A 13,749-nucleotide genomic window follows, 5' to 3' on the forward strand; every position below is an offset into this window, starting at 1 on the left:
AGTAAGTAAGATAGATAGTTGTATTAAGGAAAGAGCCAGTTCCCAATCATGAGGCCAGCAGCGAGTGAGCCGATAACGAGAACGAGCCCCCCGCCGATCTGAGCATATAAAGCCGCAGCGCGGATTTTAAACAGTTCATTTTCGCATTGGGTTTTAAATTGCTTTTCCCAGCTCTGGATACGTCTTTCCAGGTGATCATCAAACTTATCCAGGAGGTGTTGGGTCTGTGCTTCAGCCTGCTTGGCGGCTTGCTGGCCCAGTGTGGTGGTTTCCAGATGGGCTTCCCGAAGTTTAGTTTGGAGCGCTTCCACATAGCGCTCCAAGATGACTTGATTCAGAAGGACATTGGCCAGAATGGGATCGTCCTTGTGGACTTTTTGATTGGCTTTCAGGTGTTTATTCACCTCCGCCAGTAGTGGCTCCATTTCCAGAGTGGTCATGACTAACTGACCACCGTCAACTGGTCATAGATGCCGCGCCGGTACATGGTAATGCGTTGCTTGGACATGATGCGGAACACGTCGCTTTCCAGGGCTTCGCTGAAGGTCAGACGTTCGGCGATCAATTGCTCGATGGTCTGGCCAAAGGTGTCTTCATTTTGGCGGGGGAGCTTGACGATGGCATGAACCCGGTCCTTGTACTTCTGGTAGGCTTTGGATTGTTCAAAGGTTTTGCCGTCGGACTCGATTTTGCCAAAGTGTTCATTCAGCCAGACAATGATCTGAGCCTCTTCCGGCATTTGCTCAGCGAGCTGGGTGAAATCGCTGAGGTGACTGAGTCCCTCGGCCGGTACCATGCAAAGCTAGAGTTTCAGAATATTTGGTCTTGACCCTAGAAGCGTACCAGTTCAAGTGAGAAAAAGGGGAGTTAAATAGCCTGGCACGCTAGCTATTTGCGGCGGCGAAGGAATGAGGTGCAATGTCTCCTAAAGCGCTATGCAGGCGAGGGACTCAGTCAACATGGGTCTAATTGGCGACGAAGGCACCAAAAACTTGCTCAACAATGCCACTTGGCTACACGACTCGCCAGGAACCAACTTAAATTACAGCTGCAGTAATAGAGTGGAAAAAAATAATACTTATGTTAATCTAACTGCTCAGTTTACTGTTAAAGAAGACTGCAGTCGCAGTAGGTGCTTCGGCGATCGCCTCAGGCTGCTATAGATTGGTCTATGGGTATATCTCAGTTGGGTGCAAATTCAGGTTCTATATCACTCCAAAATGGTAAAGCAATGATTACATCTGCTAATTTACCTCGCGGGACCGCTGTCTTAAAGGTCGGTGTATTTGCTTTGCCTGGTATCGCCCTAGATTGGGCGTATCAAGCTGGTCAGGCGACCCGGTCACATAACGAGAGCAACAATTGAAGATCGAAATGGGATTTAGGTCAAAGCGATGAAAAAACTTACATTTAAAGTCTTAAAAAAAAATAGTGAAACTGGGTTAATTTTCTTTTTACTTGGAGGCACGTATACGATCGCCTGGGCAATCGTAGGTGGAGCCGGCATGATCCTAGTATTATTGGGCTTGATTTCATTGATTCGAAGCTTGGGAGATGCAATAGTGCCTCCTGATCAAGACATCATTATTGCGGTAAGGGAAGCGCTTAAAATTATATTTCTTGCTCCTTGTGCAGGATTTCTAATGGCATTTTTTTCATGGATTTTAACAAAAAAGAGCATGAACCTTTTCGGGACAAGTAAGGGTGTTTACCTATTTATAGAATGCAACGTGCTGTTATAGAAAGTAATTTGGCGTTAAAGAAACTATACGAACTTTGTCTGAATAGCCTGCCTCAAATAGGGCCTGCAAGTGTAACAGTAATAGAATCGGATTTGAGTTCAAGTAAAAAAAAGCGCTTGTAAAAGGTTATAAGAAAAGGTTTTACCGAGGCGAAACAGTTGAGTTCTATTTTGTAAATTTATCCTCTGAGGAAATCCAGATTAATATTAAAAGTTACAGTAATGTCTTGGTTAAAGGAATGGACGGCGCTCAAAACATTAAAAACCTTCACGGTATTTGTGATTATCTGAAAAAAGAAAAGGAAAGTGGATAATGCCTGAATGGCAAATGTTTAAAAAAAAACTTATAATTTCTTTAACATACTTTTTATTACTCCCTGTTTATTTACTTTCGTTATTTGCTAGTTTTTTGCTTTATCCACACATGCATGGTGTTTTTTTACTAAGCACTAAGCCATATGAAGTAGTAGCGCCTAAAATACTTTTTCTGGGATTTGCCTTTAGTGTTTATTTATGTGCTCAGGTTTTTTATCAGAAACTACTAAAACAAAAAGAAGTGGTCGCTTTGGGTTATGACATTTTTGTTGTGGCATTTATTTGCTTGATTCTTCAAATTCAAGCAATAGTCAGTTTTTTATTTTAATTTAGCAATTTAGCGAGAGGTGCAATATGGCAAATACACAAAGTGATCTTGATTTGCTTTTACCTTCATTTGGTGAATTTTTTTTGAATCAATTACCAATGGCTTTCATGCGCTGTTTTCTGTGGACAGCAACCGTGATGATGCTATTACAAGTAGTGATTCTATCTGGAGTCAGTTGAGTGTTTGGGTCGACGCAGATCACGATGCCGATGTTGATTCTGGTGAATTGAAAACCCTTGCTGAATTGGGGGGGCTTAATCTTGTCAAGAATGTGACTGGGTCCCTTTTTCAGATCCAATTAGGGCAGAGATTGGGAAATTTTAGCACAAGGGTAATTAACCATTTCATGTCCTTTTTCCTAAACCGCCCCATTCAGCAGAAATCTATAGGCGTCCAGGTGATCTGAACCCCGTATCGGGATCCGTTTAAAGTAATGGGTCTTGTTTTTTGTCTTGCCACTAAAAGGTGATCCCTTCGCTGGCGCATAATAGAGGCACTGGCCGTGGGTATCAAAAAAGGGAGAGGGTGGGTGGGGCTAGTCGTTCCAGTCATCAGCATCAGAGGCATCCACGGTCAGGGGGGGCGGCTCAGGCTAGCCCAGTTCCTACTGGCGCAGCTTGTTCTGGTTGCAGTCCAGCCAATTGGCGGTAGGCGTTCTCCATATCCTGCCCGGCCAGAATGAGCGTCCAACAGTTACCCAAAGCTTATACTATGAGCCGTTAAAGCATGAATTGATAAAATCGCGGGGTTTAAATTGATAAAATCGCGGGACTTTTAATGCTAAAATAGCGGAGCATCAATTGTAAAAATCGCGGAAGTAAACCATGTATACACGCTGGCAAGAGTCTGTTCTTCAAGAGGCGCTTAAGTCTCGCCGGGTTATTTTGCTCACTGGGCCTCGTCAGTGTGGGAAAACCACCTTGGTCAAAACCCAAATGGGCGATAACACAACATATCGCACGTTGGATGACCAGAACTTACTGCAAACAGCTCAATTAGACCCCCATGGCTTTGTGAAGCATGAAGGCCAGCGGATGATCATCGATGAAGTGCAATTAGCGCCAGCTTTACTCTCAGCTATTAAAAAAGTAGTTGATGAAGATACCCGTCCTGGACAGTATCTGCTAACAGGTTCAGCCAATATCCAATCTCTGCCTAGCGTGAAAGAATCTCTAGCGGGGAGAGTGCGTAAAATTAGGCTTCGTCCGTTTGCCCAGGGCGAATTAGCCCAAAAAGCGCCCTCCTTTTTGGAAAAAGCATTTAAACAAGACTTTCCTTTGGAAATTACCGATGCCGATGACCGGGAGGCTATCCTACAAAGAGCTTATAACGGTGGATTTCCCGAAGTCCTTACCCTAAAAGAAGCTGAGCGGCGGCAATGGTATAACGATTATATCGAAGCCCTCATGGATAGGGACTTAACCGAGCTAATCAATATCCGTAGACGTGACGCTATGGTAGAACTGCTACGAATTTTGGCGGCCTGGTCCAGTAAGTTTATGGATATCACTGCCATTGGAAGCGGTTTAGGCCTTCAAAGAGCAACACTAGAGAGCTATATCAATGCTTTAGAAGCTCTTTATTTAGTAGAGCGCCTCTCCCCCTGGACTCGCACGGATTACGAGCGGGTTGGCAAACAACCCAAGCTATTTATGGCTGACTGTGGCTTGATGCGTTCTATTTTAGGCTGGCAGTTTGATCAAATCTGCTTAGACTCAGATCGTTCCGGCAAATTGTTAGAAACTTTTATCTTTCATGAACTCTCTTCTCAAGTGGATGCCAGTGAAGGCCTATACTCACTTTTCCATTACCGGGACCGTGAAAAACGGGAAATAGATTTCCTTTTGGAGCGCGAAGGCGGCGGACTGATAGGTATTGAGGTCAAGGCAGGAACAACGATAGGAGAGAATGCATTTAAACATTTGGAATGGTTTAAAACCCACTTGGCCAAGGCACAGTCGTTTGTTGGAATTGTGCTCTATACCGGTAAAACAACCATTTCGTTTGGTGAAGGACTGTGGGCAGTACCAATTTCCATATTATGGCAATGCGGCTGAAGGTGATGAACCAGCAACAAAAAACGGCCTATTTTACTCTGTTTTATGTCCGATATGTGTCCAGTTATGTCATCAATCATTTGTTGATTATGGTTTAAAACGCAAATGCTATCAGCATTTTTAGCCTTGGCTTTTGAAAGTGCGTCACTAAAACGGTATGTAAAGTGACATAAAATTTGAAAAATTTTTGGTTTTTGCTCTGAATTGACTGATAAAACCTGGAAAGCCAATCAGTATGGGTCATCCCTACGAACCATGAGGTCGGGAGTTCGAATCTCTCCGAGCGCACCACTTTTAAAGCCTCTCAAAACACCCCTTCTCGGGTGTTTTTTGCATTTTGGCCGGTTTTAGATATGCTTTTCAAGAGGATCAGTAATTAAAGACTCATCCCATAAGGATTTCAGCTGAACCGGGCATATAAATTATTCAGGTTTAAAAAAGGAATATGGGAATGTCTGAAACTCAGTTTGACTTAGATGATATTTCTAGGATTGCACTTACTGGAATCAACAGGGCCTATGTGTTTTTAGGGCTTGGTATTAATCTGGTTAATGATGATATGCAGCACCCTTTTCACTTGTCTGGCGGCCATCATATGATGTTGGTTCCAGAAGAAGTCTCGGATGAGACATACGCAGATTTTAAGACTGGCTTCGGGCAATGGATTGTAGGTAATGGCCTGAGAGAGCTTATAGAAAATTTTGAAGTCTATTTAGATAATATGTATTGTGTTTTGATGAAAGTGGAATCTTGGGCTATAGCGCAGCAAAATAATGGCTGTGACGGGAAAGCTCAAACAGCTAAGTTCAAAAGTTTTAAACATTTAGGCGTAACGAGTAAGTTTCAGAGATTAAAGGCGGAATTTTCGATCGAGTCAGAATTTGAAGAGGAATTGGATTCGATTAAACGTGCTAGAAATTGTATAACACATAGGCTAGGGATAGTCGGAGTTGAGGATTTGAAACAAAATCAAGCTAAACAAATTATAGAGCAGCAGTTAATTGTAAAGTGGCGTGCTGCTGAGTTGTATGGCCATCATCCTGATGGCTCGGAGTATATTTCTCCTGATTATAATATGCCAATTGCCTTTCCTCTGGGAAGTTCAATAAAAATGAGATTTCCACAGAAGCAGCGGGCTTTTAATGTCGGAGAGATATTATTGCTAAGTCCTGCTGAGCTGCATGAAATTTGCTTCTGTTTTCGTATGGTGGTTGGACAGATGCATAAATCTATAATCAAAGCGCTAGAGCTATTAGGGGTTGTTATCGATATAAAAGAGCCTATCACTACGGTTGAAGTGCCAGAAGCCGTAATTCGCCGAGCGGCAAAGATTAATTCAGAGGCTAAAATAATTTCAATTAAACTGGATTTTTGATTATGCGTATTCTTGTTGAAAAACAAACATCCGAAATTGAGTTTAAAGCTGGTGATTCTAATTTAGAAATTTTTGAAAAATTGTTGGAACATCAAAAGTACAAACTGTTATTTAAAATTCGTTTGTCTCTTACCGAAACAGAAGCTGAAACGTTGAGACAAAAAGGCACTGGGGTGATATTTTGATTAGGTGCCAGATGTGGAAAGATAGAGAATGAACGTTTTTGAAGAGAGGGATAAGAGGTTATGAAAAAATTACTGGTTCTGGTGTATATGGCTTTAGCGGCGGCGGCGGCCTGGAATTTTTATAATCATCCCAATCCAGACCCCACCACCAATTTCATCAGCTTTTTACTGTGTGGATGGTTATTTGTGGATAAAGTGCAGGATATGACGGTAGAGGAAGATATTCGTTACCCCAGAAGAAGGTTCTGATTTTTAAATAAATGGGGCCTTGTTCTTCCCCAAAAATAATACCCGCTTTTCATCTTTTTGCATTTCAGTCCTCACTGGACGGTTAGTTCTGGATGGCTTTCCAGCTTCTGAAGCCGCTGGACTGAAGCTGGAAATCGTCATTGCCATAAGCGCTATGGGGTCGTTACGGCTTGCCAGATGAGTCTTCGTCAGCAAAGTAAAAAGGCTTATTTTACGAGGGTGTTTACTAGCCAGTTCAGGAGTAGACAAAGCATGAATGGCTTGAAATAATAAACCGCCAAAGGAGACATTTATGAATGTTTTTAAGCCGAGCCAAAAAATAAAAGCAGGCATCTATGGCGGTCTGATAGCTACTTTGTTGATGAGTGTTTGGATGCTGGCCGCGAACACTTTAATACCAACGCGTCAATCTAAGCCCCTACCACCCGAAAAAATAACTGAAGAGCTGGAAATCAAAGCAGGCCTAAAGCCCATCCTTACCAAAAATCAGCATAAAAGCCTGAGCTTGCTCAATCACTTTCTTTATGGCTCAGTACTTGCGATTCCGCTCAGTTTTATCAATGCTCACGTCAAAACAAGGTCATTGGGTAGCGGTTATGGTCTGGGTATATGGCTGAGTCACTACCTTGGCATTTTACCGGGCCTAAAGCTTTACCCGCCCGCCACCCAAGCGTCCCAGCGCATGAATTTCATCATGATTATTGCTCACCTGATTTGGGGAAACACGGCCAATTTTGTGATCCGAAAACAATTAAGCTGAATAAAGTGTGAGACACCAGCTTTATAGGCTGCTGTCTCAATGAAGGCGGAATAGGTTTGTCTGGGCGCTTTTTAACTGGGGTGGTCATCAGTTCGTTTTTTATTGAATGGCAAGCATATCGGATAATGTATTTTGTTTTTCGTGTGGCTTAAATGCGATATTGGGTGAAGGTTGTTCAGTTAATATGGGGTTGATTCCATGTCCTGGTTTGGCCTTTTTCAGGATGTTTAAAATAAAATTTTCATCCTCAAATCGAGTGGAGGCGCCAAACTGTTTCAAGACTGGATCGTGGCCCGTAATACTGGGAATTGCTAATAAAGCACCCATCAGCAATCCCATCCCTTTCCACAGGCTATTTTTCCGGGAGATTCCCCGGTATATTAAGGCAGTTCCAAAAATACCCCGAATGACCCGATCCAAACCGCCTACATTCTGATCAAAACTGGCCGTCGTCATCGTTAAAGTCCTTCTATTTATTACAAGTGCTATTCAGCCTGATAACCGGTGAGTGCGGCTTCACGGCGGTGTGGTACCTGCTGACGCAATAATCCTTGTGGATCAAATACAAATTTTTGGGCAACGCCTTGTTCAAACTGGCTATACGCTTCTTCAGCCTGCTCAAAAGAAATGGGCGTGGTATTGAGGATTCGGCTTAGCTTAACCCGATCAAACAAGATTGCCGTCATCAACTGGCGATTATATCGCATAACCGGTGTTTGGCCGGTTGCGATTGAGAGGCCTTTATCCCAGGCTCTTCCAAATTCAAAGGCAGGGCGGCCTATCTTTCCAGTCAAGCTTGCGCTTTTTGGATCTAACGACAAGTAAACACCCGGCACACCCAAATGACCCCCTGAACGGGTAACGGATACAATCGTATCCAGCGCGTCCGAGGGGACTTCTCGATTGGATTTGTGCCCATGACCATGCGCTTCATACCCAATGGCATCAATGGCACAATCGACTTCTGGCACACGGAGGATTTCGGCGATTTGATCCCGGATAACTTCATGCTCGGTAAGATTAATGGTTTCGCAACCCAGCGTATTTTGGGCGTGCTCTAACCGGTCATTATTGGTATCGCCTATAATGACACAAGCCGCACCCAGTAAGTAACTGGAAATAGCGGCGCATAAACCCACAGGCCCAGCTCCCGCAATATAAACTGTTGCCCCGACGCCGACCCCTGCCGTGATGGCGCCATGAAAGCCCGTGGGAAAGATATCGCTTAACATGGTGAGTTCAATCAGCTTTTCTCGAGCCATTTCTCGATCCGGGAATTTTAATAGATTGAAATCAGCGTAAGGAACAAATATATATTCTGCCTGTCCACCCTGCCAAGGCCCCATCTCTGCAAAGCCATAAGCAGCCCCTGGCTTCAAATCATTCGTGGTTAGGCAGATATGGGTATCTTGCCCTTTGCAGTTACGACATCTGCCACAGGCCACGTTAAAAGGTACGGAAACAATATCCCCGATTTCTAATTGCTCAACATCGTGTCCTTTTTCAATCACCATCCCGGTGATTTCATGACCCAAGGGTGTCTGTGGCTCTATATCGGTTCTGCCTCGGTACATATGAAGATCGCTACCACATATATTGGTGGCTAATATTTGTAAAATCACACCATGGTTCACTGATTTTCCTTTTACTTTCATTTCAGGATAACCAATATCTTCTACCTTGATGGTGTAAGGTCCTTTATAGACCACAGCCTTATTAGCGGACATGCGTAAGACTCCTATCGTAATGTTGTTGGAATATTGTAATGATTAATGCCCACTATCTCTTTTACCTGTCTGGACAGTAATAGGAGTAATCTTTTGCGTGTTCGGATTTTGGGTAATGTTTTAGTTTTAATTTAAAAAATAAGCCTGCTAGGGAGGTGAAACTTTTATGACCCGGCACCCACGAGGTTTTTCGGAAAAGAAAGTTAGAGTTATCCGCTTATATTGCAGCGGGATTCGTTTTCGGCAAATCATCTTTTGGCGACTTTACCTGCGAATCCAGCAGCAGTTTCACTTCAAACTCTATTGTACCGACCACTGGGAGGCTTACCGCCAAGTGACTCCTTGAAGAGCGGCTGATTCAAAGCAAGGAGGGTTATAGGGCCTGTCAGTTCGCCCCAGTTTCAGGCGTAAACTATCCCTGGTATATCGTTTTAGTCTCTATTGCACTTCTGCAGGGAAAAATGACCTAAGCACTCAATTGGTTGTACTTCTCAGACAGCCTCTTACCCGGTCGCTCTTCGCAGAAGTTTTTGTGGAGGGCTTTATTGTTTGCCAGATTTCCTGGGCCAGATCATTGGATTGCTGGTCTACCGAGGTGCCGTGGCCTTTTAGGGTGACTTGCGCCAGCATGGATGGATTCAATCCGCACAGCAGGGGATGGTTGGGTTTATTTTCGATATGAGTGGGAAGGAGCATGGGTAAATCGTTTTCAGCATTTCCGGCTGTCACCAGTTTTTGAATGCCGGGTAACGCATTTATTAGAAAGCGGACGGGCGATGCCTTATCCCGCCGGGCTGGCATGAAACTATAGCATCGTGTTTGCAGTTCTCTGGAACCGTTTTTTTTATCCTCGGTGTCACAATGAGCCTGAATCCCTGATTTTTGTAGGGAGAGGATGATGCGATTGCTTAGCGCTTGTCCAAAAGAAGCAACGGTTTCTGGTGAGCCTTCTAGCCGATATTCCGGCTCATTGGGCCACGGTCGAACCAATTTAACCACTTTTCCGGTCGGCAAGGTTTTGGGGTTTTCCGTAAATTCCGCATTCAAAACCTCGTTTACGATGTGAGCTGTTTTGGGCGCCTGCCAGCCGGTCTCCTGAAAAACCTGGGCCCGCCACTCCGGCTGCTCATCTTCCTCGCAAAGCCCGCCTAGCCATTCAGGGGTGGCTTGCCCCCGCAGGTTTTCAAACAGCATAGAACCGTTCATTAAGCTTAGAAACTGCAGGGGTAGAGTTAATTGAGGCGCGATGCTTTGGACGCTACTCAGTGTGCGACCCGTATTCATATGCAAAACGAATCGGTCCCGGTGAGTCTCGGCTAGTTTGGTGACTGAAGGCAAGTGGCGAGATAACGTCCCATCGTAATCGAGGCTGATCAGGGTGCGCGGATCGTTTTTTGGGGAGGCCTTCATCCTCACGGCAGAGTTGCCTACCCCGAAACGGGGTAAAAGGGAAGCTTTGGTTGCGCTATAAGGGGACAATGTTGACTGAATCATTTTTTTAATCTCTTTTTGCCTGTAATCTTTTTTTGGAGAGGCGGGGATAATGAATTGGAGAGAGGCTTCCCTACTCGCCAATTCTGGATTGGGTAGCAGGCGGCTTGATATAATCGCTGAGCTTGATCAGCGCAGAGTGAAGTCCCGGCTCCTCGGGTTCGATAGGTCGCAAGGTCAGTTGAGGCGGTTTGGGTATCGCGGTAATCACCTTGGGATCAAGCACCATGATTTCCCCTTCTTTTAACCCTCTATACCCGGATGAGAGGGCCTTAATGCCCGCCTGCTCCATGATGCTGCAATAGACGATTTTTTTGGCCTTCATTCGGTACTCTGCCTTTACGTTGTAAAAGAGAGGGAATTGCTCGGCCAGTTTGTCCAGCTTTTCGCTAAATTGATGCTTGATTTCATCGTAACTAAGCAGGGGGTGGGGAATATTTAAAATGCAGCAAACCACACACATCTCATCGTCAGCAGAATTGCCCGCTGCTGAAGGTTGCCCTGTTTGGCCTAATCTGGCGCTCATCAGGTTATTAATGACTTCTCGGGACGGTGTTAAGAACGCTGCCGCCCCTGATGAGGCGAAATATTTGCTGAACCCTTGCGATTCGATCTGTTCCTTACTTTGCCTGGAAGTCAGGTGATACAGAATTTTTTTGAACTTGCTGGTGGCGGCCCACTCTTTTGCCTCAGTCAGCGGCATGCTGGGCTTCCACTGTTCAACAACGTGCGCCTTCACCGGATACTTTTTTCGCAAGTTATGGAGAAATTCCTGAATGGTGGATAGGTACTCCGGGGATAATTCGTTGAATTTGGCCTGCGTGTAGGCTTCTATGGCTTGAGCGTGATCTTGCTCAAAAGTGGGAATCTGGCCTGGTTTGAGCTTCCAAAAAGCTTTCATTTCATAAATTGAAAAAGTTTTGATGATTTCCCTCAGCGCTTTTTCCGCCTCTTTTTTTTCTTTAGGGTTCTGGCCAAAGCGAATGACCACTTTTTCCTGGGTCAATGGAGAGGGTAGCGCATACAGGGGTGGTTTTGCCGACTGGCCATTGGGTGCAGCCGATTGCTTTGGTTGCGAATGCGTTAAGGTAAAAGAGGCAATGTTATTGAGCATCGTTGGTGGCTTTCTGTTGAGGCGAGTTTTTGGGTAACAGCAGCGTTACTAGTTTCGGGTCGGTCAGCATCACTTCACGGTCTTTACGATAAGCCGCGTAAACGGCTCTTAATCCCGCTTGATGAAGAACATGATTCCAGATAATACGGCGCCGGTGCTTTTGGTCTGGCGGGATTCGAAGGGGGTAATCGCTCAGATGCTTTTCAATTTCAGTAATTCGGTCTCCAAATTGTGCTTCCAGCGCCGCCAAATCAGCCATGGGATACGGGATATTGAGTTTCAGCCTGCAAATATGGGGCCGCATGTCTTTTTCGGCTAATTTTAGAAAATATGACGGTTTTTCCGGGTTCAACAGGTCGTTGAGGACTGCTTTGTCGGGGGTTACAAACAGGTTAAATCCATAGCGGGAAAACATGGCGCCAAATCCCTTTTCCCGCAAAGGCACACTGTTTTTTTGGGTGGTTAAGTGATACATGGGCCCTTGATAGTGACTTTTTTGGGCCCAGGCATTGGCTTCATCTTCTGTCATGGCTGGTTTCCAGCCTGCCACGGAACGGGTTTCCGTGGGGTATTGCTTCTGGATATCGTTAATCAGTGTGGTCAGCGTTTTAGTGAATGGAACATTCTGGCGAACGCGTTCAGTCACTAACCGTTCAATCTCCGTCCGGTTCTGGTCAAGATAGTGGGAGATGGCCTGAGGGTTGTAATCACGATGGCTGGTATCAAAGCGCTGGTGCAAAACGACGGTTTCAAAAATAGCGCGCAACGCTGTTTCTCCGGCAGAAGCTTTGTTTTGCCGGGAAAATTGCACGATATCCAGCCTGGCTGGGGTAGGCCGAACCGGATTTGGCTCAGGGGCCTTGCAATCAGGGGCGGAGGTTGAGGCTGGTGAGCTTGAATGAACAGGGCGGATCATCATGGTGGGTTGTTGAAGACTCAGGGATTCATGGGTCATGTTTTATATTAATGCAAATCTAAATTTAAAATTAGCAGTTTCAGAGGCAGTGGTGACAATTCGTTACACCTGCAACGCCCATTGAGTGAGCCACTGGGGGCCTCAATTACCAAACGCTTGGCACCCCTTTGCAACCGGTGAAGATCCTGATGCCAATGAACGTTGGTCCCTTGCTCAATTAGGGGATATATTTTGAGTGACCGCTTTGCTATTTTGAGTTGCTGAATTGGCAATGAGGCTACCATGGTTTTATTTGACAAGCTGGACAATCTCCAGGAGTTAAAACGGCTGGAGCATTTACAGGAGCTGAAAAAGCTGGATCAGCTTGACCATCTCAATAGTCTCGAACATTTAAAAAAACTTGAATATCTTGACAAGCTGGATAAGTTAGACAAGCTTGACGGTCTGAATCAACTTCAACAGCTGCATTTATTAGAGCCTTTGAATAAACTGAACCAGATCCAGCACTTGCAAGAGCTGGATAGGCTTAAATATTTGGAGCAATTGACTCATATGCAAGCGTTAAACAAGCTTCAGAATTTGACGATGCTGAAGCAAATGAATCAGCTCGAGCATCTTCATCACCTGGACCGCGTACAGCAGTTACAGATACTTCAAAGACTGGAAAAGCTGGAGCATCTCAATCAATTGCCTCAATTACAAGCGTTAAACAACCTGAATCAATTGTCCAGTACAGATAGTCTCTATCAATTAAGCCATTTGAAACAACTGGCTCAACTGCATCCACTAAACGAACTGAGCGCCATTGACCGTGTATGGGACTTTAACTATGCCTCTCTCCTTTATTTGGCCAGTGTTATTGTGCCGGGTCTTGTTTTTCAGGAGGCAATTACTCTTTTTTCAAAAAAAAAGCTTGGGGTGAGGCGGGCCATTGTATGGATGTCCATTTATAATGTGTTCACTTTATTTCTTTGTATTGGTTATGTTTACAACCGTTTAACCCTAACCCTTTTAAGCTCAGATCCCGTGTATTACTACTTTGTCTGGTTTTGTATCATTTTGTTTTTCCCTTTTATCTTTGGGCGTTTGGTTGCCTTTTTGCTGAATCGGTCTATTTTAAAGATTAATCCCAAAAAAGTTTTGGCGCCTGAATCCAGACTTTCTATTGCAAATGGCTGGGGGGCGTTTTTAACAAAAGCCAAAAGTTATCAGGTGATTATTACCCTAAAAAACGATACAAAAATTATGGGCACTTATAGCAACGAGATGCCGATGCCTGAAGCCTCTAATCCCAATGATATTTATGTCAAAGAAACCTCACATTTTGATCCTTTGACTCAAAGCTGGAAAGCCTTGGAGCAGCCCAGAAGTGTTTGGGTGAAAGGCACTGAAATTAAAATGGTGGAAATCACGCCTCAGGCTTGAGGTGCTTCAACTGGTGAGCGGGGTTCATTGGGGGGTGGCCTGTTGAATTTCTCAAGAATCTTTACC

Annotated in this window: 15 protein-coding genes; 8 read left to right on the plus strand and 7 right to left on the minus strand. The window is 44.6% G+C overall.

Features of this window, described 5'->3' with window-relative positions; translation table 11 throughout:
- Window positions 1-23: 23 nt before the first annotated feature.
- Both ACEW81_RS08300 and ACEW81_RS08305 read right to left on the minus strand, forming a co-directional pair.
- Entirely contained in the window at window positions 24-440 is a 417-nt protein-coding gene (locus ACEW81_RS08300; protein WP_373532513.1) for a hypothetical protein, read from the minus strand.
- Window positions 441-442: 2 nt separating this feature from the next.
- Window positions 443-796: a P-loop NTPase family protein gene (locus ACEW81_RS08305; protein ID WP_373532514.1), complete on the minus strand. Its 354-nt coding sequence runs from the start codon at window positions 794-796 to the stop codon at window positions 443-445.
- A 598-nt stretch (window positions 797-1,394) separates the two neighbouring features.
- On the opposite strand from ACEW81_RS08305, the gene ACEW81_RS08310 reads away from it, so the two are divergent.
- The 7 genes from ACEW81_RS08310 to ACEW81_RS08340 all read left to right on the plus strand — a co-directional run bounded on the left by ACEW81_RS08310 (window position 1,395) and on the right by ACEW81_RS08340 (window position 7,010).
- Window positions 1,395-1,742 carry a hypothetical protein gene (locus tag ACEW81_RS08310; RefSeq protein WP_373532515.1) on the plus strand — a complete coding sequence of 116 codons (348 nt, stop codon included), beginning with the start codon at window positions 1,395-1,397 and terminating at the stop codon, window positions 1,740-1,742.
- 312 nt (window positions 1,743-2,054) lie between these two features.
- Window positions 2,055-2,384, plus strand: a complete 330-nt coding sequence (locus ACEW81_RS08315; RefSeq protein ID WP_373532516.1) for a hypothetical protein — start codon at window positions 2,055-2,057, stop codon at window positions 2,382-2,384.
- Window positions 2,385-3,208: 824 nt separating this feature from the next.
- The gene (locus ACEW81_RS08320; RefSeq protein ID WP_373532517.1) at window positions 3,209-4,441 is read left to right on the plus strand and encodes an ATP-binding protein; all 1,233 of its coding nucleotides are present in this window, start codon (window positions 3,209-3,211) and stop codon (window positions 4,439-4,441) included.
- Window positions 4,442-4,892: 451 nt separating this feature from the next.
- Window positions 4,893-5,816 carry a hypothetical protein gene (locus tag ACEW81_RS08325; RefSeq protein ID WP_373532518.1) on the plus strand — a complete coding sequence of 308 codons (924 nt, stop codon included), beginning with the start codon at window positions 4,893-4,895 and terminating at the stop codon, window positions 5,814-5,816.
- Window positions 5,817-5,818: 2 nt separating this feature from the next.
- Window positions 5,819-6,001 carry a hypothetical protein gene (locus ACEW81_RS08330; protein WP_373532519.1) on the plus strand — a complete coding sequence of 61 codons (183 nt, stop codon included), beginning with the start codon at window positions 5,819-5,821 and terminating at the stop codon, window positions 5,999-6,001.
- A gap of 60 nt (window positions 6,002-6,061) precedes the next feature.
- On the plus strand, window positions 6,062-6,250 hold the full coding sequence (locus tag ACEW81_RS08335; RefSeq protein WP_373532506.1) for a hypothetical protein: 189 nt from the start codon (window positions 6,062-6,064) through the stop codon (window positions 6,248-6,250).
- A 292-nt stretch (window positions 6,251-6,542) separates the two neighbouring features.
- Window positions 6,543-7,010: a DUF1440 domain-containing protein gene (locus ACEW81_RS08340; protein ID WP_373532520.1), complete on the plus strand. Its 468-nt coding sequence runs from the start codon at window positions 6,543-6,545 to the stop codon at window positions 7,008-7,010.
- Window positions 7,011-7,109: 99 nt separating this feature from the next.
- On the opposite strand, the gene ACEW81_RS08345 is transcribed toward ACEW81_RS08340, so the two are convergent.
- The 5 genes from ACEW81_RS08345 to ACEW81_RS08365 form a co-directional block, all read right to left on the minus strand.
- Entirely contained in the window at window positions 7,110-7,466 is a 357-nt protein-coding gene (locus ACEW81_RS08345; RefSeq protein WP_373532521.1) for a YgaP family membrane protein, read from the minus strand.
- 29 nt (window positions 7,467-7,495) lie between these two features.
- Complete coding sequence (locus ACEW81_RS08350; RefSeq protein WP_373532522.1) at window positions 7,496-8,737, minus strand: alcohol dehydrogenase catalytic domain-containing protein; 1,242 nt, start codon at window positions 8,735-8,737, stop codon at window positions 7,496-7,498.
- Window positions 8,738-9,211: 474 nt separating this feature from the next.
- Window positions 9,212-9,943 carry a hypothetical protein gene (locus ACEW81_RS08355; RefSeq protein WP_373532523.1) on the minus strand — a complete coding sequence of 244 codons (732 nt, stop codon included), beginning with the start codon at window positions 9,941-9,943 and terminating at the stop codon, window positions 9,212-9,214.
- 358 nt (window positions 9,944-10,301) lie between these two features.
- The gene (locus ACEW81_RS08360) at window positions 10,302-11,342 is read right to left on the minus strand and encodes a hypothetical protein (RefSeq protein WP_373532524.1); all 1,041 of its coding nucleotides are present in this window, start codon (window positions 11,340-11,342) and stop codon (window positions 10,302-10,304) included.
- Window positions 11,332-12,297, minus strand: a complete 966-nt coding sequence (locus ACEW81_RS08365; RefSeq protein ID WP_373532525.1) for a hypothetical protein — start codon at window positions 12,295-12,297, stop codon at window positions 11,332-11,334. The genes ACEW81_RS08360 and ACEW81_RS08365 overlap by 11 nt, the downstream gene beginning before the upstream one ends.
- Window positions 12,298-12,540: 243 nt before the next feature.
- On the opposite strand from ACEW81_RS08365, the gene ACEW81_RS08370 reads away from it, so the two are divergent.
- The gene (locus tag ACEW81_RS08370; RefSeq protein ID WP_373532526.1) at window positions 12,541-13,683 is read left to right on the plus strand and encodes a DUF6338 family protein; all 1,143 of its coding nucleotides are present in this window, start codon (window positions 12,541-12,543) and stop codon (window positions 13,681-13,683) included.
- Window positions 13,684-13,749 lie beyond the last annotated feature (66 nt).

The organism is Vampirovibrio sp. (assembly GCF_041737375.1).
GTDB lineage: Bacteria > Cyanobacteriota > Vampirovibrionia > Vampirovibrionales > Vampirovibrionaceae > Vampirovibrio.

Excerpts from the sequence above, each read along its gene's own strand:
- ACEW81_RS08355 (WP_373532523.1), bottom strand. The coding sequence starts at position 9,943 with ATGAACGGTTCTATGCTGTTTGAAAACCTGCGGGGGCAAGCCACCCCT.
- ACEW81_RS08360 (WP_373532524.1), bottom strand. The coding sequence starts at position 11,342 with ATGCTCAATAACATTGCCTCTTTTACCTTAACGCATTCGCAACCAAAG.
- ACEW81_RS08370 (WP_373532526.1), top strand. The coding sequence starts at position 12,541 with ATGGTTTTATTTGACAAGCTGGACAATCTCCAGGAGTTAAAACGGCTG.
- ACEW81_RS08350 (WP_373532522.1), bottom strand. The coding sequence starts at position 8,737 with ATGTCCGCTAATAAGGCTGTGGTCTATAAAGGACCTTACACCATCAAG.
- ACEW81_RS08315 (WP_373532516.1), top strand. The coding sequence starts at position 2,055 with ATGCCTGAATGGCAAATGTTTAAAAAAAAACTTATAATTTCTTTAACA.
- ACEW81_RS08320 (WP_373532517.1), top strand. The coding sequence starts at position 3,209 with ATGTATACACGCTGGCAAGAGTCTGTTCTTCAAGAGGCGCTTAAGTCT.
- ACEW81_RS08305 (WP_373532514.1), bottom strand. The coding sequence starts at position 796 with ATGGTACCGGCCGAGGGACTCAGTCACCTCAGCGATTTCACCCAGCTC.
- ACEW81_RS08340 (WP_373532520.1), top strand. The coding sequence starts at position 6,543 with ATGAATGTTTTTAAGCCGAGCCAAAAAATAAAAGCAGGCATCTATGGC.
- ACEW81_RS08310 (WP_373532515.1), top strand. The coding sequence starts at position 1,395 with ATGAAAAAACTTACATTTAAAGTCTTAAAAAAAAATAGTGAAACTGGG.
- ACEW81_RS08335 (WP_373532506.1), top strand. The coding sequence starts at position 6,062 with ATGAAAAAATTACTGGTTCTGGTGTATATGGCTTTAGCGGCGGCGGCG.
- ACEW81_RS08325 (WP_373532518.1), top strand. The coding sequence starts at position 4,893 with ATGTCTGAAACTCAGTTTGACTTAGATGATATTTCTAGGATTGCACTT.
- ACEW81_RS08300 (WP_373532513.1), bottom strand. The coding sequence starts at position 440 with ATGACCACTCTGGAAATGGAGCCACTACTGGCGGAGGTGAATAAACAC.
- ACEW81_RS08345 (WP_373532521.1), bottom strand. The coding sequence starts at position 7,466 with ATGACGACGGCCAGTTTTGATCAGAATGTAGGCGGTTTGGATCGGGTC.
- ACEW81_RS08330 (WP_373532519.1), top strand. The coding sequence starts at position 5,819 with ATGCGTATTCTTGTTGAAAAACAAACATCCGAAATTGAGTTTAAAGCT.
- ACEW81_RS08365 (WP_373532525.1), bottom strand. The coding sequence starts at position 12,297 with ATGACCCATGAATCCCTGAGTCTTCAACAACCCACCATGATGATCCGC.